Annotated in this window: 10 protein-coding genes; 8 read left to right on the top strand and 2 right to left on the bottom strand. The window is 59.8% G+C overall.

Annotated features, from left to right (window positions below; genetic code table 11):
• Positions 1-90 precede the first annotated feature (90 nt).
• Entirely contained in the window at positions 91-981 is an 891-nt protein-coding gene (locus ACLBW8_RS11140) for an esterase/lipase family protein (protein WP_447805372.1), read from the top strand.
• Positions 982-1,094: 113 nt separating this feature from the next.
• Here the strand turns inward: ACLBW8_RS11140 and ACLBW8_RS11135 are convergent, their stop codons facing one another.
• Entirely contained in the window at positions 1,095-1,982 is an 888-nt protein-coding gene (locus tag ACLBW8_RS11135; RefSeq protein ID WP_221293792.1) for a DMT family transporter, read from the bottom strand.
• A 97-nt stretch (positions 1,983-2,079) separates the two neighbouring features.
• Between ACLBW8_RS11135 and ACLBW8_RS11130 the strand changes: the two genes are divergently transcribed.
• The 4 genes from ACLBW8_RS11130 (at position 2,080) to ACLBW8_RS11115 (ending at position 5,069) form a co-directional block, all read left to right on the top strand.
• Complete coding sequence (locus tag ACLBW8_RS11130; RefSeq protein ID WP_447805371.1) at positions 2,080-2,868, top strand: AraC family transcriptional regulator; 789 nt, start codon at positions 2,080-2,082, stop codon at positions 2,866-2,868.
• A gap of 71 nt (positions 2,869-2,939) precedes the next feature.
• The gene (locus tag ACLBW8_RS11125; protein WP_447805370.1) at positions 2,940-3,242 is read left to right on the top strand and encodes a PsiF family protein; all 303 of its coding nucleotides are present in this window, start codon (positions 2,940-2,942) and stop codon (positions 3,240-3,242) included.
• 193 nt (positions 3,243-3,435) lie between these two features.
• Positions 3,436-4,449, top strand: a complete 1,014-nt coding sequence (locus ACLBW8_RS11120; protein WP_064450447.1) for an AI-2E family transporter — start codon at positions 3,436-3,438, stop codon at positions 4,447-4,449.
• A gap of 41 nt (positions 4,450-4,490) precedes the next feature.
• A complete protein-coding gene (locus tag ACLBW8_RS11115; RefSeq protein ID WP_447805369.1) occupies positions 4,491-5,069 on the top strand; it encodes a hypothetical protein in 579 nt (192 codons plus the stop codon).
• A gap of 152 nt (positions 5,070-5,221) precedes the next feature.
• Here ACLBW8_RS11115 and ACLBW8_RS11110 read toward each other — a convergent pair whose 3' ends face one another.
• Positions 5,222-6,490 carry an Hsp70 family protein gene (locus ACLBW8_RS11110; RefSeq protein ID WP_064450449.1) on the bottom strand — a complete coding sequence of 423 codons (1,269 nt, stop codon included), beginning with the start codon at positions 6,488-6,490 and terminating at the stop codon, positions 5,222-5,224.
• Positions 6,491-6,728: 238 nt separating this feature from the next.
• Between ACLBW8_RS11110 and ACLBW8_RS11105 the strand changes: the two genes are divergently transcribed.
• From ACLBW8_RS11105 to ACLBW8_RS11095, 3 genes are all read left to right on the top strand, one after another.
• Positions 6,729-7,667, top strand: a complete 939-nt coding sequence (locus ACLBW8_RS11105; RefSeq protein WP_064450450.1) for a DnaJ C-terminal domain-containing protein — start codon at positions 6,729-6,731, stop codon at positions 7,665-7,667.
• An 80-nt stretch (positions 7,668-7,747) separates the two neighbouring features.
• The gene (locus tag ACLBW8_RS11100; protein WP_447805368.1) at positions 7,748-12,856 is read left to right on the top strand and encodes a dermonecrotic toxin domain-containing protein; all 5,109 of its coding nucleotides are present in this window, start codon (positions 7,748-7,750) and stop codon (positions 12,854-12,856) included.
• A gap of 133 nt (positions 12,857-12,989) precedes the next feature.
• A complete protein-coding gene (locus tag ACLBW8_RS11095) occupies positions 12,990-20,030 on the top strand; it encodes an NEL-type E3 ubiquitin ligase domain-containing protein (RefSeq protein ID WP_447805367.1) in 7,041 nt (2,346 codons plus the stop codon).
• The last annotated feature ends 32 nt before the right edge of the window (positions 20,031-20,062 follow it).

Below are 20,062 nucleotides of genomic sequence, written 5' to 3'. Positions count from 1 at the left end.
TTTTATTGGATTTGCCCGAACGTGTCATCTGCTCGTCGCCGGATTGGGTTAGCCTGCCTTCATCCTGACTTGATCAAGGACGTTCGCCTCATGTCGCAGTTGTTAGCCACGCGTTACCCTCTGGTGCTGGTGCCCGGCATGCTGGGCTTCGTACGCTTGGGGTTGTTCCCGTATTGGTACGGGATTGTCCCGGCGTTGCGCGCGGGTGGGGCACAGGTGTTTCCCGTGCAGGTGGCGCCGCTGGATTCCAGCGAGGTGCGCGGTGAGCAGTTGCTGGCGCAGATTGAGCGGATTCGCCGGGAAACAGGCGCCGACAAGGTCAACCTGCTCGGCCATAGCCAGGGCTCGCTGACGGCGCGTTACGCGGCGGCCAGGCGCCCGGAGTGGGTGGCTTCGGTGACGTCAGTGGCAGGGCCCAATCATGGCTCGGAATTGGCGGATTACTTCCAGCTCCATTACCCCGCAGACAGTTGGAAAGGCCGAGTCGTGAGCGCGGTGTTTCATTTAGTCGCAGGGATGATGAGCCTGCTGGAAACCGGCTATCGCGGGCCGCGCTTCAAGGCTGATCTAAAGGCATCCCATCATTCCCTGACCAGCGAAGGCGTGGCCCTGTTCAACCGCCAATACCCTCAGGGCCTGCCCGATACGTGGGGCGGGCAGGGCGCCGAAGTGGCCAACGGTGTGCGCTATTACTCATGGTCCGGCACCTTGCAGCCGGGCAAGACTGATCGCGGGCGCAACCTGCTGGACGGCACGAACCGCAGTTGCCGGCTGTTCGCCCGCAGTTTTGTGCGCGAAAAGGGCCAATGCGACGGTATGGTCGGGCGCTATAGCTCGCATCTGGGGGTGGTGATTGGTGATGACTACCCCTTGGATCACTTCGATATCGTCAACCAGTCCTTCGGGCTGGTGGGCAAGGGGGCGGAGCCGATTCGGTTGTTTGTAGAGCATGCGAAAAGGCTGAAGGCTGCGGGGGTTTAGCAGGTTCACCGCGTTATCGTTCTTCGCGAGCAAGCCCGCTCCCACATTCGACCGAGTTTCACATTTGGAATGTGATCGAATGTGGGAGCGGGCTTGCTCGCGAAGGCGGCCTATCAGGCAACACTGACCTGACGGCGAACCGGCGTAGTCCAGCGCTCCGACAAAATCACCCCGCCTAACGTCAGCAAGCCACCCACCAAGTGATACATCGCCAGCTCTTCCTTCAACACCGCCGCCGCAATCAGCGCGGTAATCAGCGGCAGCAGGTTGAAAAACAGCGTGGTGCGGCTTGGCCCCAGGGTCTTCACCGAGTGCATCCACGCCAGCGGCGCGAGCATCGACGCCAGCAAGCAGGCGTACAACACCAGCGGAATATTCGCCCAGCCCAGGCCTGCTTTGGTCGAGAACAGGAACAGCGGAAACAGCACCACCACGGCCACCAGCACCTGCAAATACAGCAATACCAGCGGCGGCAGGCGCAGCTGCCATTTCTTCAGCAAAGTGCTGTAGACCGCGTAGGCCAGGGTGGCGATCAGCATCATGCCGTCGCCCAGGTTGACCCCGTGTTGCAGCAACGCGCCCAGGCTGCCGGCCGACACCACCACCACCACGCCGGCGAACGACAGCACCGCGCCGGTCAGTGCGCCAAAGGTCAGGCGCTGGCCGAGGCTGATGATGGCGGCGGTCAGCGCCATCAACGGCATCAGCGAGAGGATGATGCCCATGTTGGTGGCCGAGGTCAGGGTCGCGGCGTAGTAGGCCAGGCTTTGATACACGGCCATGCCGAGCACGCCGAGGATGAAGATCTTGCCCAGGTTCGGGCGAATCAGCGGCCAATGGGCAATCACCGGCTTGAGCATGAACGGGGTAAACAGCAGCGCTGCCAGCAACCAGCGGTAAAAGCCGATTTCAGCGGGGAAGATCGTGCCCACGGCCAATTTGTTGACCACGGTATTGCCGGCCCAGATAAAGATGGCCAGCAGGGGATACGCAAATTGCATCGAAAGAAACCAAGTGTGTTGATGAGGCAGGATTATCCCCTGTCTGGATCGAAGCCTATACTGCGATCCAGACAAACGACCTTTGTATCCAGACAATATGCCCAGACACACCGTACGCCTCGCGGATTTCCCGCGCCTGCCGAGCCCGGTCTACTTCCGTTACTCCGATTTCGCGCCTGATACCGAGTGCACGCCGCACCGGCACTTCTGGGGTTCGCTGGACTACTCGGCCAGCGGCGTGATGCGCATGGAAGTGGCCGGCAGCCGCTTTATGTCGCCGCCGCAGTACGCAGTGTGGATCCCGCCGAACACCGAGCACAGCTCCTACAACGCCCAGGCAATTGTCTATCGCTCGGTGGGCCTTGCCCCGCAACTCTGCGAGCAACTGCCACAGGCGCCTTGCACCTTGGCCATCAGCGAGATTCTCAAGGCGATTCTTGGCGACTTTGCCCTGCGCGATGTCAACATCCCGCAAACCGAGGCGGATATCCGCCTGGCCCAAGTGCTGGTGGACCAACTCAAGCAAGCGCCGATCCACGATTGCTTCCTGCCTTACGCGCGTCACCCCGGGCTGCTCAGTGTGCTCGAAGGCATGCAGGCCGAGCCCGGCGACAATCGCCCATTGGCGCAATGGGCGGAGCAAGTGCATGTGAGCGAACGCACCCTGGCCCGGCAATTTGTGCGGGAGCTGGGCATGAGCTTCGGCGAATGGCGCCAGCGCCTGCGTTACCTCGCCGCCATCGAGGCCCTCGACAGCGAGCACAGTGTGCAGCATGTGGCCTTTGACTTGGGTTACAGCACCGCCTCAGCCTTCATCGCCATGTTCCAGCGCCACGCGGGCTGCACCCCGGAGCAGTACCGCCGGTCGAACATTCGCGTCCGCTGACATGTAACAGGTTTTGACTACACTGCTGCGTAGGCCGTGCCCTTTCGGCACGGTAACAGGGAGAAAACTCCATGAAGATGCTGCGTATTCCGTTGTTGATGATGGGCCTGCTGCTGTGTTCCCAAGGCTTCGCCGCTACCGCCCAGCAAAATAAAATGACCACCTGCAATGCTGAAGCCACCACCAAGACGCTCAAAGGCGATGACCGCAAGGCGTTCATGAAGACCTGCCTGTCGGCGCCTGCCGCCAACGACGCCAAGACCCTGACCCCACAGCAGCAGAAAATGAAAGACTGCAATGCCACGGCGAAAACCAAGGCGTTGACCGGCGATGCGCGTAAGACCTTTATGAGCACTTGCCTCAAAGGAAGCTGATAACGCGAATCCCCTGTGGGAGCGGGCTTGCTCGCGAAAGCGGTGGGTCATTCAACACATCAGTGACTGAACGACCGCTTTCGCGAGCAAGCCCGCTCCCACACTGACGGTGTTCGCAATATCAGACCTCTCGCTTGATTCCCTCAAGGCTGGCAGACTGCCCATCCTTTAACGCCGTTCGTTTTGAGGCTGTATGCCAACGTTTTCTCAGCGTCACGTGTTATTGCTGGTCAGTTGCGTCATCATTTTCGGTGGGTTGTTGCTGGTTCTGCCGCTCAAGCTGCTGCCCAGCCTGCTGGCCGGCTTGCTGGTGTATGAGCTGGTCAATATGCTCACCCCGCAGTTGCAACGGCTGATCGAAGGCCGGCGCGCGCGTTGGCTGGCGGTGGCATTGCTCGGCACCTTGATCGTCAGCGTGCTGGCCCTGATTTTCGCCGGCGCCATCAGCTTCCTGCTCCACGAAGCGGAAAACCCCGGGGCTTCCCTCGATAAATTCATGGGCGTGGTCGACCGCGCGCGCGGCCAGTTGCCGCCGTTCCTCGACGCCTACCTGCCTGCCAGCGCCGCCGAGTTTCGCGTGGCCATCGGCGACTGGCTGAGCAAACACCTGAGCGAGCTGCAACTGGTCGGCAAAGACGCCGCCCACATGTTCGTCACGCTGCTGATCGGCATGGTGCTCGGCGCCATCATCGCGCTGCAGCGCGTGCCCGACCTGACCAAGCGCAAGCCCCTGGCCGCCGCCTTGTTCGACCGCCTGCACTTGCTGGTCCAGGCGTTTCGCAACATTGTCTTCGCCCAAATCAAGATTGCCGCGCTCAACACCATGTTCACGGCGATTTTCCTCGCGGTGGTGCTGCCGTTGTGCGGGATTCACCTGCCGCTGACCAAAACCCTGATCGTGCTGACCTTCCTGCTCGGCCTGCTGCCGGTGATTGGCAACCTGATGTCCAACACGCTGATCACCATCGTTGCGTTGTCGCTGTCGATCTGGGTGGCGGTGGCGGCGTTGGGGTATTTGATCGTGATTCACAAGGTCGAGTACTTCCTCAACGCGCGCATCGTGGGCGGGCAAATCAGTGCCAAGTCGTGGGAATTGTTGCTGGCGATGCTGGTGTTTGAAGCCGCATTCGGTCTGCCGGGCGTGGTGGCAGGGCCGATTTATTATGCGTATTTGAAGAGTGAGCTGAAGCTCGGTGGGATGGTTTGACGCAATAACCTGAACTTAAAGGGAATTAGGGGAGGTCCGCATTGAACGAAAATATCTATGCTCCGCCAACGGCGGAGTTGACCGAGACGGTTAAGGCGTCTGCCGAGTTTTATGTCATTTCCAAAACCAAGCTGCTGGTGCTGAGCCTGCTCAGTTTCGGGCTGTACACCTACATTTGGTCGTATAAAAACTGGAGCTTGTACAAGAAGGCCAATCAGCTGGATATCTGGCCGTTGGCGCGGGCCATTTTCTTTATCTTCTTTATTCATCAGTTGTATCGCCGGGCCGATGATCGCGTTGCCCGCAGCGGTCGAAAATTCGATTTTGACTTCGAGCAATGGGCGACGGTGTTCGTCGTGGTAACAGTCGGTGCCCGGCTTTTCGAAATGGCGGCTGGCCGGATCGATACCTGGTTAGCCTATAAACCCCTGGCGATCCTGGCGGTGCCTCTGTGTGCCTACATCCTTCAACAAGGCCAAGGCCTGATCAATTTTGCGGCAGGTGACCCAGAGGGGCAGAGCAACGCTCGCTTCAACTTGTGGAACTACCTGGTGATCGTGCTGGGCGCGGTCATGTGGTGCCTGACGTTGCTTGGCTTGTGGGCGATCTATCACCGCTAGGCTGTGTTCAGGTATTCACCGTTCAAAAAAGTGGGAGCGGGCTTGCTCGCGAAGGCGGTGGTTCAGTCGATACTTACTTCGACTGACACTCCGCTATCGCGAGCAAGCCCGCTCCCACATTTGATTTTCAGTGTTGGTGAGATTGGGGCAGGTCAGCTGCCGTAGCGCTTGCTCGCTTCAATCGCCAAACCACTGCCGATGCTGCCGAAGATATTCCCTTCCACGTGCCGCGCATTCGGCAACATCGCCGAAATGCTGTGGCGCAGTGCCGGAATACCGCTGGAACCCCCGGTGAAGAACACCGTGTCCACCTGCGCCACTTCTACCGACGCATCGGTCAGCAACTTAGTGACGCTGTTGCGCACGCGCTCCAGCAAGCCATCAATCGCGGACTCGAAGAGTGTGCGGCTCAGGTCCACGCTCAACCCGGGTTCAACCCGGTCCAGCAGCACGTGGCGGCTGTCTTCGTGGGTCAGCTGGATCTTGGTTTCTTCCACTTCCATCGCCAGCCAGTGCCCGGCGCGCTGTTCGATCAGCTTGAACAGGCGGTCGATCCCGCCGGTGTCTTCGATGTCGTAGCGCATGCTGCCCAGGGCCAGCTGGGATTTTTGCGAGTACACCGAGTTGATCGTGTGCCAGGTGGCCAGGTTCATGTGGTGGCTGGTCGGCATATATGCACCGCTTTTCATGCGGCTGCCGTAGCCGAACAGCGGCATCATGCCGGCCAGCGAGAGTTGCTTGTCGAAGTCGGTACCGCCGATGTGCACGCCGCCGGTGGCGAGGATGTCGTCGTGGCGGTTGTCATTGTGGCGGCGGTCCGGGGACAGGCGCACCAGCGAGAAGTCGGACGTACCACCGCCGATGTCGACGATCAGTACCAGCTCTTCTTTTTCGATGGTGGACTCGTAGTCGAAGGCCGCAGCGATTGGCTCATACTGGAACGAGATGTCCTTGAAGCCGATCTTGCGCGCCACGTCGACCAGGGTATTTTCGGCTTCCTGGTCGGCCATCGGGTCGTCATCGACGAAGAACACCGGGCGGCCCAACACCACTTCTTCGAACTCGCGGCCGGCGGTGGTTTCAGCGCGGCTTTTGAGCTGGCCGATAAACAGCGCCAGCAGGTCGGTGAAGGGCATGGCCGTGCCGAGCACGCTGGTGTCGTGCTTGATCAACTTGGAACCCAGCAGGCTCTTGAGCGAGCGCATCAGCCGGCCTTCGTAGTTTTCCAGGTATTCGTGCAGCGCCAGTCGACCGTACACCGGGCGGCGCTCCTCGAAGTTGAAGAACACCACCGACGGCAACGTGATCTTGTCGTCCTCCAGCGCGATAAGCGTCTCCTCGCCGGGGCGGATCCAGCCGACGGTGGAGTTGGACGTGCCAAAGTCGATGCCGCAGGCACGGGCTGGGGATGGGTTTTTCATGTCTATCGGGTTCCGGTTGCAAAACGGCCGCGCAGTGTATGCCAGTCGAAGGCGGATGCGTAGGCCAACCATCCGTTAAATCGTGCTTGAAAGTGAGGGATTCGCCCCCACATCTGATGCATACGGCTAGCGCCGATAACACTTTGACGCACCCCCAGGCCACAAGACTCAACAGGTGCAAAGCAGCGCACGTTGTGCCTCAGGTTGTGCGATCTCGATTAAGGATGGTGAACCGCCGATGGATTTCAAAGACTACTACAAGATACTGGGTGTCGAGCCGACGGCCGATGACAAGGAAATCAAGGCCGCCTATCGCAAGCTCGCACGCAAATATCACCCGGACGTGAGCAAGGAAAAAGACGCCGAAGAAAAATTCAAGGACGCGTCCGAAGCCTATGAAGCGCTTAAAAGCGCCGATAAGCGCGCCGAATACGACGAACTGCGCAAATACGGCCAGCATGGCCAGCCGTTCCAGGGCCCGCCGGGCTGGCAGAGCCGTGGCGGTTTTGGCGGTGGCCAGAACACCGAGGACTTTTCGGACTTTTTCAGCTCGATCTTCGGTAACCGCAGCGATGCTTTCGGTGGCGGCCAGCGCCGTCCAACCGGGCGCAAGGGCCAGGACGTGGAGATGCAACTGACGGTGCTCCTCGAAGAGACACTGTCCACCGAGTCCAAGCAGATCAGCTTCCAGGTGCCGCAATACGACGCTTCGGGTCGTCACGTCAGCAACACCACCAAGAGCCTGAACGTGAAGATCCCCGCCGGTGTGGCCGACGGTGAGCGCATCCGCCTCAAAGGGCAGGGCGCGCCGGGTATTGGCGGTGGCGCCAATGGCGATCTGTACCTGATCATCAAGTTTGCGTCGCACCCCAAGTTTGAGGTGGATGGCGAAAACCTGATCATCGACTTGCCCCTGGCACCGTGGGAATTGGCGCTGGGTGCGGAAGTGGCGGTGCCAACCCTCACCGGCAAGATCAACCTCAAGGTGCCGGCCGGCAGCCAGAACGGCCAGCGTATGCGCGCCAAAGGCCATGGCTTGCTCAACAAAGCCGGGCAGCGCGGCTATCTGTTTGTGCAGCTCAAGGCCGTGATGCCCAAAAGCAGCGACGAGGAGGTCAAGGCGTTGTGGCAGGAACTGGCGCAGAAAGCGGCGTTCAATCCGCGCGAGCATTTTTGAGCCGCATAACTATCTAGGGCTTTTCAGGTAGGGCTATTCGATAGGTTGGTTTTTTCCCGCCCGTCATGGATAGCCCTACTATGTCAGAACAACCTGCCCCTACCGCCGAAGGCACCTTCAACGCTGATCTTCGGGGCGTTCACTATGACTTCCTCAAAGACCGTGTGCCCGGCTGGTTCAACCAAGGCTCTACTGCACGCCAGGAAGAACTCGCCCACCACGAACTGCAACTGCCCCGTTGGTACCTGACCGCCACGGTTCAGCAAAAGGCTGACCTGGCCGCCAGCCACACCCGTTATCGCGAAACCTTGAACCAGATAGAGAACACCCTCGGTGATATCAAGGATGTGCTCGCCTTTGCCGAGCAGCCGCTTAAAGACGCACTCAGGCAACGCTTCAACCTGGATGTGGACGTCAAGAACGTCTATTTCGCGCGCAAGTATGGGTTTAAAAGTCGCGACGACCTGTTCGGCTTTTTGGTCTTCGACCAACAACGCGACTCGGAGCTGAACTATGTATATCGTGGTGTTTCCCTACTTGAGGCCGCCCTGGCCAATTTCGAGCCCGATGAAGAACGAGCCAGTCCCTGCAACGATTGCCAGATCATCACCACCTGGAGTTCCTATGATGGTGAAGTGATCCCGACCTTCCACGCGGTCAACGCTCAAGCCCTGCCCATCGCCCCTCATGAGTTTGCCCAAGTGTGCCGCAGCCTGGACGTGGGCAATTTGTATCAGCAGCACATCAAGGCCATCGTCCAACCGGACGAGGCGACCCAACGCACCGCACTGGAAACGCAGCTGCAAGAACACCAGCGCCAATTGCTGGCGCTGAGCGCCGAGGTGGCGGCTCATCAGACCGAGTGGGGCATTGGTGCCGATGCGTACCGCATGATCAAACAGGTCATCACCGACCCGGGCAGCGCCACACTTGATGGCAAACCCGTGACGTTTGCCGCCCTGAAGGTGTTTGGCAGTGTGTTGGTGGGGCCGTTGCTGATCGGTCCGGCCCGTAAAGACAGTGACAGTGTCGAACGCCTTGTCGTGTTCATCCCCAACGACCCCCAGCAGCCGTTTAAGGAGTATGCCTCCAGCGCCGAGTTCATGGCCGACCTCAGGACCCGTTTGCACAGCGCCTCGTACCGGCGCTTTTTCAGCCGATTTGTGCCCAAGCGCGAGCAGGGTGTTTTTTTTCAGCGCTTCAATGGGCTGTATAAACCCTCAAACGGCAATGGCTCGGAAGGCGATTTCCCGATGGCAACAAGGCCGGTGAGGTTGCCCCTGGAGGCGATGAGCATCAACGGCAACCTGTGGGCGCAACTGCGCGAAGCACAGGTACGCAAGATTTTGTCGGATGCCCGCGCCGTGGCCGTGCCCACGGGCGATGAAGACCGCGAGGCACGCATGGCCCGGTTGGGCAGTTACGTGGACGCGGTTATCAGCGTGTTCAACCTGGGCGCTTTTGTGGTGCCGGGGCTGGGGCCGATCATGCTGGCGGTGGGCGCGGCGCAGATGTGCACTGAGGTGTATGACGGCATCGAAGCCTACGAGCAAAGCGATCTGAAGACGATGTGGGCGCATTTTTCCAGCGTGGCCCTCAATGCGGCGATGTTGGGCACCGGGGCCAAGGTTTTGCCCGCCATCAAGCTGACCAGCGTGGTCGACAACCTCAAGCGCGTCACCCTGCCAAGTGGCAAGCAGCGATTGTGGAAGCCCGACCTGTCGTCCTATGAACACCTTCAGCCGATACCTTCCGGCGCTGCGGTCGACGAGCGAGGCCTGCACCAGGTCAACGGTACAACCCTCTTGCCGCTGGAGGGTAGGCGGTACGCTGTGCGGCAGGACCCGGTGACAGAAGATTACCGCATCGTCCATCCCACGCGGCCCGACGCCTATCAACCGACACTCGCGGGAAATGGCAGTGGTCTCTGGAACCATGAACTGGAACGCCCGCAGAGCTGGGAAGGCGCGCCGCTGATGCGGCGGTTGGGCCCGGTAGCAGACGGTTTCAGCGATGCCGAATTGGAGCAGGTGCGACGCGTCGCGGATGTGAGTGAGGATGTGCTGCGCCGGGTGCATGTAGAGGGCGAGCCGGCGCCGGCGATTTTGCTCGATACCCTGCGCCAGTTCCGGGCCTATCGCGATGCGGTGAAGGTGGCCGAGGGCATACGCCAGGGGTCGCTCAGCAATGACCTGTGCAGCTATGCCGCGTCCTTGATGGTGGAGTTGCCGAGGTGGCCGGCGAGCGTGGCAATAGAGGCTTTTTCGAGTGAAGAGGTGGGTGGGGCGTCGATCAAGTATGGCAATAGCCTGGCCGCAGCGTCGGACACCCTGCGCATTCACCGTGGCGAGTTGATGAACGGCCAGTTGCCCAAGCGAGTCATCGAGTCGTTGAGTGAGGCCCAGCTCATAGACTTGGTGGGGCGCTTCAGCGGCACACCCGAGGCACGCACTGCGGCCTTGCAAACACAGCTTGAACAGCACGCCATCCGTGTCAGGTCGCGGCTGATGAAGAGTATCTACCTTGCGCAGCAGCCGCCGTCGGACAGCGCGATCACGCTGGTGCAGCGCCAGTTCAGCACTCTACCTACGCACCTGGTGCGAGAACTGCTGGCAGACGTTACACCGTCCGAACGGGAGATCATGACCGGCACCGGTACCATACCGTTTCGTCTTTTGGAGAAGGCCCGGCTGGCGCAACAGCAGATGCGCCTGACCCATGCTTATGAAGGGCTCTACCTCGACGACATGGCCAACAAGGACACCGAGGCCCTGGTGCTCAATAGCCTGGCCAACGTGCCCGGCTGGAGTGACGGCCTGCGCCTGGAGGTGCGTGAGGGCCGCATGGAAGGTGAGTTGCGCGCCAGCTTCGGCCCGGTCGATGCCGCCGAGCGCAAGGTGCTGGTGCGGGTGGACGATGGGCGGTACCAAGCCATGGATGAACGGGGGCAGGATCTGCATGGCATCAACGGGCTCTATGGCTCCTTGCAGCATGCGTTGCCCGACGCGCATCGCAACGCGATCGGTTTGCCTGACGTGGGGCAGGGCGAGCAACTCAAAGCGTTGATAGCCGAAAAAGCCCTGTCGCGTGCGCAATTGCGCAACGTGTTAGGCATGCAGCCGCAAAAAAAGCCCTTCTTTCGACCTCCGACATTGTTGGCCGATGGTCGGCGAGGCTATCTATTGAGTGGGCGCGGGGGGAGCGCGTGGGACCAAATTGTTCGAGAACGCATTCTGTCGCTTTACCCCGATTTCACCGCGGACGAAGTGATTGCCCTGCGCCAAGACAAAGGTTGGTTCGATGAGCAGTGGCTCAAGCGCCTGGAGCAAGAGCGCAAGGTCTTTGAGTCGACGATGAACCGGTGGCTGTCCACGCACACGGAAGGGGTCGAGCGGTTCAGCGAGGCGGATCGCAACGCCTTGAAAGCCAAGCGCGCCATTTATGGCACCCTGCACGGCGCATTGAAAGAAATCGGCCCGCGTCATTACGACACTCACGGTCAATCCGTGGGGCAGAAAATAGAGTGGGTCGGAGCCGACTTGCAAGAGCAACTGCGTACGCTGCCGGCCCTGGGGGCCAATTTCGACCGGGTTACTCAACTGACACTGGACTCCAGCAACGCGACCGATGCTGATGTCCGCCGTTTGCTCGTCAACTTTCGTGGGCTGCGTGATCTTAGCCTGGAGAACGGTGAGTTGACTGAGGTGCCCCAGGCCATTGGCGATATGCCGCATTTGCGCAGCCTGAACCTGGGAAGCAATCGGATCGCCCTGACGCCCGTGGAGGTAACGTTGTTGAGTAGAGCCACTCGGCTGGAGGCACTGTCCTTGAGAAACAACCGGCTGGAGCGGGCGCCGGATGTCAGCGGTATGAAGCGCTTGCGCACGCTGTGGTTGAGCAACACCAACCTTCAGGAATGGCCAGCCGGGGTCTTTCGAGTGCCGCGCCCGCGTGACTTTCGCCTGGATCTGATGGATAACCCCATCAACCGTGTTCCCGTTTTTGCTCCTGGTTCAGACAATGCCCTGATTGTCGCGCGTACCTTGCTCAGTCGCGAGAAGTTGGCTACCCCCGAATTGCTGACGCAATTCAAACAGTACATCGAAGCGGCGGGTTACGACCCGGAGCGCCAGTTTCCTGCCCGGGGTGAATATGACCGCCGGTTGTGGAGCACCGGAGTGCCGCAGGACGAGTGGAGCTCCAAACAACGGCTATGGGATCATCTTGAACAGACATTCGGCTCCGAAGGTTTCTTCAATGAGTTGCGCGCCCTCAGGCGTTCGGGGGATGCAACGGTCGACAGCGGCCGGTTGCTGCCGGAGTTGACCGCGAAGGTCTGGCGAATGCTGGAGGCCATGGGCGAAGACGCCGATTTGCGTGACGAGTTATTCCTTATGGCAAGTAATCCCACTGCCTGTGTCGACGCGGGAGCCCAGCTGTTTAATGCCATGGGCGTTGAAGTGCTGCTGCGCGCTGCGTACTTCAGTGAAGATGCCGGCGTCGTTCGAAGGAGTGTGTTCAACCTGGCCAGAGGCAAATGGCGATTGGATGAGCTGGGCAGGATTGCCCATCGCCGGGTCGAGCAGCTCAAGGCGCAAGGCGTGCAGTACCCGCAGTACGACAACGAAGGCGCTCCGATTATTCAGTACGACGCCGAGGGTCGCGAAGTACTGCCGATTGATGAGGTTGAAATTTATCTGTCCTACACCGCGCCTTTGGCCACTCGACTGAACTTGCCATGGCAAGCCAAAAGCATGGCGTTTCGCGAGGATTATGTCACCGCGCAGATGGTCGAAGAGGCGTTCAAGCACGTCACGGCACTGGACCAGGGCGAACTGGTGCGGAGCAATCTGCTGGAACAACCCATGTGGGTCGACTATCTGAACCGAGCCCACGGTCAGGAACTTTCGACGGTGCGCAACCAATTCGAAGCGTTGATTGACCTGGAAGCGGCATTGGCGAAGTGGCTCGATACCGGTTCGTTGTCCACCCAGGAGCGCGAGGGGCTGAGCGCAACCATCAGCCGTACTTCGGCGTTACTGGGGCGCACTGGCCTCGCAAGCCAACCGGGGTACGTGATGACTCAACAGGATTACAGCACGTCATTTGCCAGTATCGATGCGCAGTACCAGCGCCTGCTCAGTACCTTCACCGATCAGGCAATCAACAGTCTTTCACCCGCGAGCTAGAACAGGAGCATTGGCAACGTGTGCGCTGCATTCAATTCGCGTGAGGCTTTCTTGAGTGCGATAAATACCTAAGGCTCCACAGCGAGGGCCATTCGATAGGCTGGTTTTTTAAACCCGTCATGGATGGCCCGATATGTCAGAACAACCCGTTACCCTTACCCCCGAAGGCACGTTCAACGTTGACCTTCGGGGTGTGCATTACGACTTCCTCAAAGACCGCGTGCCGAGCTGGTTCAACCAGTCAGCCACCGCGCGCCAGGAAGAACTCGCCAACCACGACATGGAACTGCCCAGCTGGTACCTGACCGCCACGGTCCAGCAAAAGGCTGACCTGGCCGCCAGCCATACCCGTTATCGCGAGACCTTGAACCAGGTGGAGAACACTCTTGGCAATATCAAGGATGTACTCGCCTTTGCCGAGCAGCCGCTTAAAGACGCAATTAAGCAACGCTTCAACCTGGATGTGGACGTCAAGAACGTCTATTTCGCGCGCAAGTATGGGGTCAAAAGTCGCGACGACCTGTACGGTGCGTTTGTCTTCGAGCAGCAAAACGACCCGGCGCTGAGTTATGAATACCGTGGTGTCTCCCTGCTTGAGGCGGCCCTGGCCAATTTCGCGCTCGATGAAGAGCGAGCCAGTGCCTGCAACGATTGCCAGATCATAACGCGCTGGAGTTCGTACGACGGCGAAGTCATCCCGACCTTCAGCGCGGTCAATTCCCTGGCCCTGCCCATCGCCCCCCATGAATTTGCCCAAGTGTGCCGCAGCCTGGACTTGGGGACTTTGTATCAGCAGCACATCAAGGCCATCGTCCAACCGGATGAGGCGACCCAACGCACCGCACTGGAAACGCAGCTGCAAGAACACCAGCGCCAATTGCTGGCACTGAGCGCCGAGGTGGCGGCTCACCAGACCGAGTGGGGCATTGGTGCCGATGCGTACCGCATGATCAAACAGGTCATCACCGACCCGGGCAGCGCCACACTTGATGGCAAACCCGTGACGTTTGCCGCGCTGAAGGTGTTTGGCAGTGTGTTGGTGGGGCCGTTGCTGATCGGTCCGGCCCGTAAAGACAGTGACAGTGTCGAGCGCCTGGTGGTGTTCATCCCCAACGACCCCCAGCAGCCGCTCAGGGAGTACGCCTCCAGCGCCGAGTTCATGGCCGACCTCAGGACCCGCTTGCACAGCGCCTCGTACCGGCGCTTTTTCAGCCGGTTCGTGCCCCAGCGCGAGCAGGGCCTCTTTTTTCAGCAATTTAATGGGTTGTACAAACCCGCCAACGGCAATGGCGCGGCCGGCGATTACCCGCTGGTATCCAGGCCGCCGAGGCTGCCCCTGGATGAGTTGGCAATCGGAGCCAACTTATGGGCGCAACTGCGCGAGGCACAGGCGCGCAAGATTTTGTCGGATGCCCGCGCCGTGGCCGTGCCCACCGGTGACGAAGACCGCAAGGCGCGCATGGACCGACTGTCGAGCTACCTGGACGCGGTGATCAGTGTGTTCAACCTCGGTGCTTTCGTGGTGCCGGGGCTGGGGCCGATCATGCTGGCGGTGGGGGCGGCGCAGATGTGCACTGAAGTGTATGAAGGCATCGAAGCCTACGAGCAAAGCGATCTGAAGACGATGTGGGCGCATTTTTCCAGCGTGGCCCTCAATGCGGCGATGCTGGGCACCGGGGCCAAGGTGTTGCCCGCCATCAAGCTGGCGAGCATGGTCGACAACCTCAAACCGGTCACGCTGCCCACCGGCAGGCAGGTGTTGTGGAACCCGGACATGACGCCCTATAAGGTGCCCGTCGAACTGCCTCCGGAGGCCAAGCCGGACGCCTTGGGCCTCTACCCGCACAACGGGCAGAAAGTGTTGCCCCATGAAGGTGACCACTATCAGGTCCGGCAGGAGCCCGAGACCGGCCAGTACCGCATCCAGCACCCCAGCCGTCCCGGTGCTTATGAGCCGCAACTGGAACATAACCATGCCGGCGCCTGGAGCCATGAAGTCGAGGAGCCGCTGACTTGGGACAAGCCGACCCTGATGAGGCGCCTGGGGCTGGAGCAACGTGGGCTGGGCACTGAGGCACTGGAGCAAGCCCGCATCGCCAGCGGTGTAGAGGAGGACACCTTGCGCCAGACCTTTGTCGAGCATGAACCGGTGCCTTTGCTGTTGGAGGATTCGATCCAGCACTTCAAGGCCCATCAGGCGCTGACGACCTTTGTCGAGCACATGCATAGCAGCAACCCGGCGGTCTACGCCAAGGCTGATCCGGCGCTGCAACTGAACATGATGCGTCGTCGTGGGATGTTGCCGCAAAACCTCGGTCTTCGGGTGCTGGGCAGTGGTGCCAGAGTCATCTGGGAAACGGAGCCTTCGTCGTCCGCCACACGGGTGGTGGTCCTCAACGAAGGCCAACTGGCGCGTGGCGAGTTGCTCAAAGAGGTGTTGAACACGTTGCAAGGCGTTGACCCGGCGCTCACCGACATCCCCGGAAGTGCCGAAGACTCACTGGATGTGCGGGCGGGCAAGCTACGCCAGTACCTGGGCGACACGGTGGACACTTACAAAGGCCCGCTGGTGGAGGAACGCTACAGGGCGTTGACCGCCGCGGTTGACCCCGATGTGCAGCGGCTACTGGCGGATTATCCCGAGTTACCGACCTCGATGGCGGCGCACCTGCTCAAGAGCCTGAGTTCCGAGCAACTGCAAACCTGGCGCAGCACCGGGCTGCTGCCCGAAGCACAGACCGAACACGCGAAATGGTGTGAACAGGAAACACGCGTAGCACGCGCTTACGAGGGGCTGCACCTGGACACCCTGGCGAACCTCGACAGTCAGCGCCTGGCTTTGCGCACCCTGGAAACCTTGCCCGGATGGCGCCGGGGTACTCGGGTGGAGCTGCGTCAGTATTCGTCGCAGGGCGCGATACTGGATGCCATCGGTTCTCCAGACGCAACGGCCAGGGTTCTGGTACAGATGGATAACGGCTTGTTCCAGGCGACCATGCCCAGGGATTTTTTTGCCGCAAACTGGGACCTGTTGTCCGCCACTGAGCGCCAGGCCCTGGGGTTCACCGACGCGCTGCAAATGAAAGCCGCGATTGCGCAAGCGCCTCTGCCACGTGCGCGCCTGCGCACGGTGTTGTTGGAGCACCCGGTCCGCAAGCCGACCATTGATCCTGCACTGCGCTTGCTGGGCGGTGGCCGTGGGTTTCGACGGATGGTAGCCAGTGTTTTTGGTCCTTCAGAGACTTCGGTAAAAGCCCGAGTCCTTAAGCTGTACCCTTCAATGGAGGAGGGTGAGGTCACTGCCTTTATCCAATCATTGGGTACGAATGTGCGGGGTGGGCTGACGCTTCGGGAAGCTGAGTTCAAAACGCTGGAGAGGGAATTGCAGGTTTGGGTTCAGGCGAATTCCCCGCAGTCCGCTGCGGGACCGGTGGACGCCCGAGCGTCTGGCATCGCCAGGCAGATCTTGAGCCACTGGCAGCGTACGGGTAAAGGCCCTCTGCGGTTGCTGATGGATGGTGTGATGGAGTTACCGGCACTGAGCGCCGACTTCAGCCATATCGAGAAGCTTGAGCTCGTCGGAGTCAAGTGGTCAGGTAGCGCTGATGCTTTCCTTGGAAAATTCCCCCGCCTTAAAGACTTGGTCATCAGCCGTTGCAGGCTGACCGAGTTACCCGACGCTATCGGTGCAATGAACAATCTGACTTCGTTGAACCTGACAGGCAACAACATTCGGTTGACCCCACAAAGCGCCAGAACGCTGAGTGCGCTGAGCAACCTTGAAGCGCTTTACCTCACCAATAACCCGCTGAGGATTGCGCCGGATGTGAGTGTCATGCCCCGGTTGAGAAGCCTGAACCTGAGGAATACGCAGCTGGACCGGTGGCCAACGGGATTGCGGGCACGCGCGGGGATGGAATTCGTCGACTTGAGCCACAATCTTTTACGGGAGGTGCCCGAGGAACTCCTCAATCCGGCAGACGAGCAGCTCGACGCGAGTGCCCAACTCAATGGCGTCACCCTGCTTGAGGGCAACCGATTTCCTCCGGATTACTGGCGCAAATTTGATGGCTATTGGCAACGTTTGAATCAGGCCCGACCGGACCTGGTGAAAAGCGCCCGTGATGGCGCATTTGACAGTGGTAACCCCAGGCTCGAAAAGCTGCGACGCCTGTACCCGAACAAGCGCATGCAAGAAGCCAGGGAGTGGGTCTGGCGTTTGGGCGGCGGTGCCGACGCTGAACTGGCCAGGCTCGAACAAGAGTTCAACACCCTGCAACAGCAGTTGAACGCCTGGGCGTTTTCGGGCGGCGGCGAACACCAACGCTACGTTCGCGCGGGCCAACGACAAGCCAACGCGGCGGGCCTTGAGGATCGTCATCAGGCTCAGCAACGTATTCTCGCGTGCTGGCGTCGGGAGACCCCGCAAATGCTTGCCAATGACGGAGAGCAGATTGGCTTGGAGCTGGACTTGAGTGGCCTTAGGCTGCCGAGCTTGCCGGACCTGGACATTGATTTCAGCCATGTAGGCTCACTGAAATTGAGCAACATGGGCCTCAGCGCTTCGCCGGAAGGATTCCTGACACGCTATCGGCATCTGCGTTGGCTGGACGTGTCGAATAACCAGCTCAGGGTGCTGCCGCCGGCCCTGGGTGAAATGCACAACCTGACCCGTTTGTTTTTGAATAACAACCTGATCCGCCTCACCCCGCAAACGGCGCAAATCCTGTCGCAGCGGGTGAGGCTGCGGGCGTTATGGCTGCACGGTAACTCGCTGGGCATCACGCCGGACTTCAGCCTGATCACTGACATGCGCTCCCTGAGTATGAGAAACGCCGGCATCGATACCTGGCCTACCGGCTTGGGTGAGCAACCGTTGCTGGATCAGGTCGAACTCAGTAATAACAACATCACGACTATCCCGGCCTCAGTCATTGCGCCACCTGACGAACAGTTGGCGCAGACGGCCCGGATTAATAATCTGACGACGGTCTCCGGTAATCCTTTGACCCCGGACACCCTGCAACAGGTCAGGCAATACAACCAGCGCCTTGAACAGGCGGGGCTGGCGTCCGCGAACAATCCGAACGCCTTGGTGACCACCGCGCTCAACACCCGTACTGCGCGTGTGCACGACGCGGGTGCGCAGCAGCCGCTGCTGCGTTGGACCCAAGGGTTGTCCGAGGACCAGGTGTCAGCCAAAAGAGCCCAGTGGCAGGTGCTGCGCGACAATGAGCGCGCGGGGCCGTTCTTCGACATTCTCAACCGGCTGGAGCCGGCGGGTCCGGGGCATGCCGACTTGCAACGTCGCGTCTGGGAGGTGATCGACAGCATCAGCGAAAATACCCCGGAATCGGAAAACCACCGCAACGAGCTGTTCGACCGGGCCGGCGAGCCCGGTTGCTGTGATCGCGCGGCGTTCGCCTTCAGCAACCTGGAAGTCACGACGCTGATCTACAGGGCGCGTACACAGGCCACGGGGCAGGCGCAAGCGGCGCAGTTGTCGAACTTGTCCAAAGGCTTGTTCCGTTTGCATGAAGTCGACACGTTTGCATCTCAGGACATCCAGCGCAGCGAGGCCATCGTCAATGACCCTACGGTCTCGATGGCTGACAAGTTGCCCCATATCACGCGCTTGGCTGAAGAGGTGGAGGTCAGGCTGGCGTATCGCTACGGCCTCAAGGACCGGCTGCAATTGCCGGGGCAGCCGCAGAACGTCAGGTTCACCAACCTGGCCGGTGTCACGCCGCAAATGCTGGATACCGCGTATGAAAAAATCATCAAACTGGACAAATCTACCCAGGAGTATCAGGCGCTGTTGTCCCGAGAGTTTTGGCAGGACTATGTCACCCACAAGTACCGCGCGCAATTTGATGCACAGGGCGAGCCCTATCATCAGCAGTTGGCCACGCTGCATGAGAGTCGCCTTGCAGAGGCGTTGTCCGAGACGGTCTATAAGGCCAAAGCCGATGACTTGCAGGCACAGCTGGCGATTAAGGAAAGCGCATTGATCGAGACGCTGAGCCGACAGGAAGTCGCACAGATTCTGTTGCCACGGGAACCGCTTGAAGTGCTGGTTGAGCCAGGCAAAAGCACCACGCGCGAGTTGCAGCTCTCGCAGGCACGCGCCATCGACTTCAATGGGAAACAGTATTTTGTCGCGAGCCTGCCCGATGCGGAGGGCGAGCACTACCTATTGTGGGTGCAGGCACCGGATAACCCGTTTGCCCTGGTCAGTAGCGGGATCATCGCCAAGCCCGATATCGCGGGGGTGTGGAAACGTCCACGTACGCCAGGAGGGATGAGGCCGGGTGGTTCTGAGGACAAGTTTGAAGACGCATCAGAGTCTACGCCGGGTGGTTCTGAGGATGAGTTTGAAGAGGCTCCAGAGTCTATGCCTGTGGTTCCCTATACGGCGGACGAGCTCAGCACCATGAGGCGTGAAGTTCATTTCACGGCCGCCCCCAATCCAGTCGGGAGTTATAACCGAGCGAATAACGGTAAGTACCCACTCAGGGATTATCAGGGCAGACCGATACGTATTCGAAAGCTGCAAAGACGCGTTGAACTGGTGGAGTCCGGTACTCAATACACCTCCGATCAAGTCAAACCTTACATCAAGTTTGAAGGGTATGAGGAGGTGGGCGCACGTTATGAAGAGAAACTGCAGCGGCGTACGTTCACTGCGCAGGATATGAAGGTGCCCCAGGAAAAGTCGCTGATAGGACAGTCGATGGTGGTAGCCAACAAGCGTATCGCCAAAGGGGAGATCGTCGGCGTTTACGGCGGCACCGTCCTACCCTCTGGGTTTTTCGGCTCCGGAGGTCAAACCTACACCATCCTCATCGGCACTCAATCGACCTTGGAGGGCGGTCGACTCGTCACGGTGCCGGTTCACCTGTCGGGGGACAATATCATCTCCAGAATAAACACCCACTTTGAGTATGGCGCGAATGACAAACCAATACGTCAGGCTGCTGGGGGGTACAACGTTGAGTCCGTGGCCTTCCCCGTTGAGGCGGATATGTGGCTGGGAATGGGGCCTGCGGCAACAACAAAAACAAAGAACTTTATGCTGAGTGCGGTATTTGCGATCGAAGATATTCCGGCGGGTGCCGAGCTGCGAATGGATTATGGGTACAGCGACTCGATAATAAAAAATATGTTCTCGTAAGGCTGTCGTGACTGCTGGCCGCTTGAACCCGA

This window comes from Pseudomonas sp. M5A4_2d, from assembly GCF_053345295.1.
Note: the sequence above shows the minus strand (reverse complement) of the source record. Positions and strands in the feature narration are given on the sequence as shown.

Bases quoted from the DNA above. Each gene is read 5' to 3' on its own strand.
- ACLBW8_RS11140 (WP_447805372.1), top strand. From the start codon at position 91: ATGTCGCAGTTGTTAGCCACGCGTTACCCTCTGGTGCTGGTGCCCGGC.
- ACLBW8_RS11135 (WP_221293792.1), bottom strand. From the start codon at position 1,982: ATGCAATTTGCGTATCCCCTGCTGGCCATCTTTATCTGGGCCGGCAAT.
- ACLBW8_RS11130 (WP_447805371.1), top strand. From the start codon at position 2,080: ATGCCCAGACACACCGTACGCCTCGCGGATTTCCCGCGCCTGCCGAGC.
- ACLBW8_RS11125 (WP_447805370.1), top strand. From the start codon at position 2,940: ATGAAGATGCTGCGTATTCCGTTGTTGATGATGGGCCTGCTGCTGTGT.
- ACLBW8_RS11120 (WP_064450447.1), top strand. From the start codon at position 3,436: ATGCCAACGTTTTCTCAGCGTCACGTGTTATTGCTGGTCAGTTGCGTC.
- ACLBW8_RS11110 (WP_064450449.1), bottom strand. From the start codon at position 6,490: ATGAAAAACCCATCCCCAGCCCGTGCCTGCGGCATCGACTTTGGCACG.
- ACLBW8_RS11105 (WP_064450450.1), top strand. From the start codon at position 6,729: ATGGATTTCAAAGACTACTACAAGATACTGGGTGTCGAGCCGACGGCC.
- ACLBW8_RS11100 (WP_447805368.1), top strand. From the start codon at position 7,748: ATGTCAGAACAACCTGCCCCTACCGCCGAAGGCACCTTCAACGCTGAT.
- ACLBW8_RS11095 (WP_447805367.1), top strand. From the start codon at position 12,990: ATGTCAGAACAACCCGTTACCCTTACCCCCGAAGGCACGTTCAACGTT.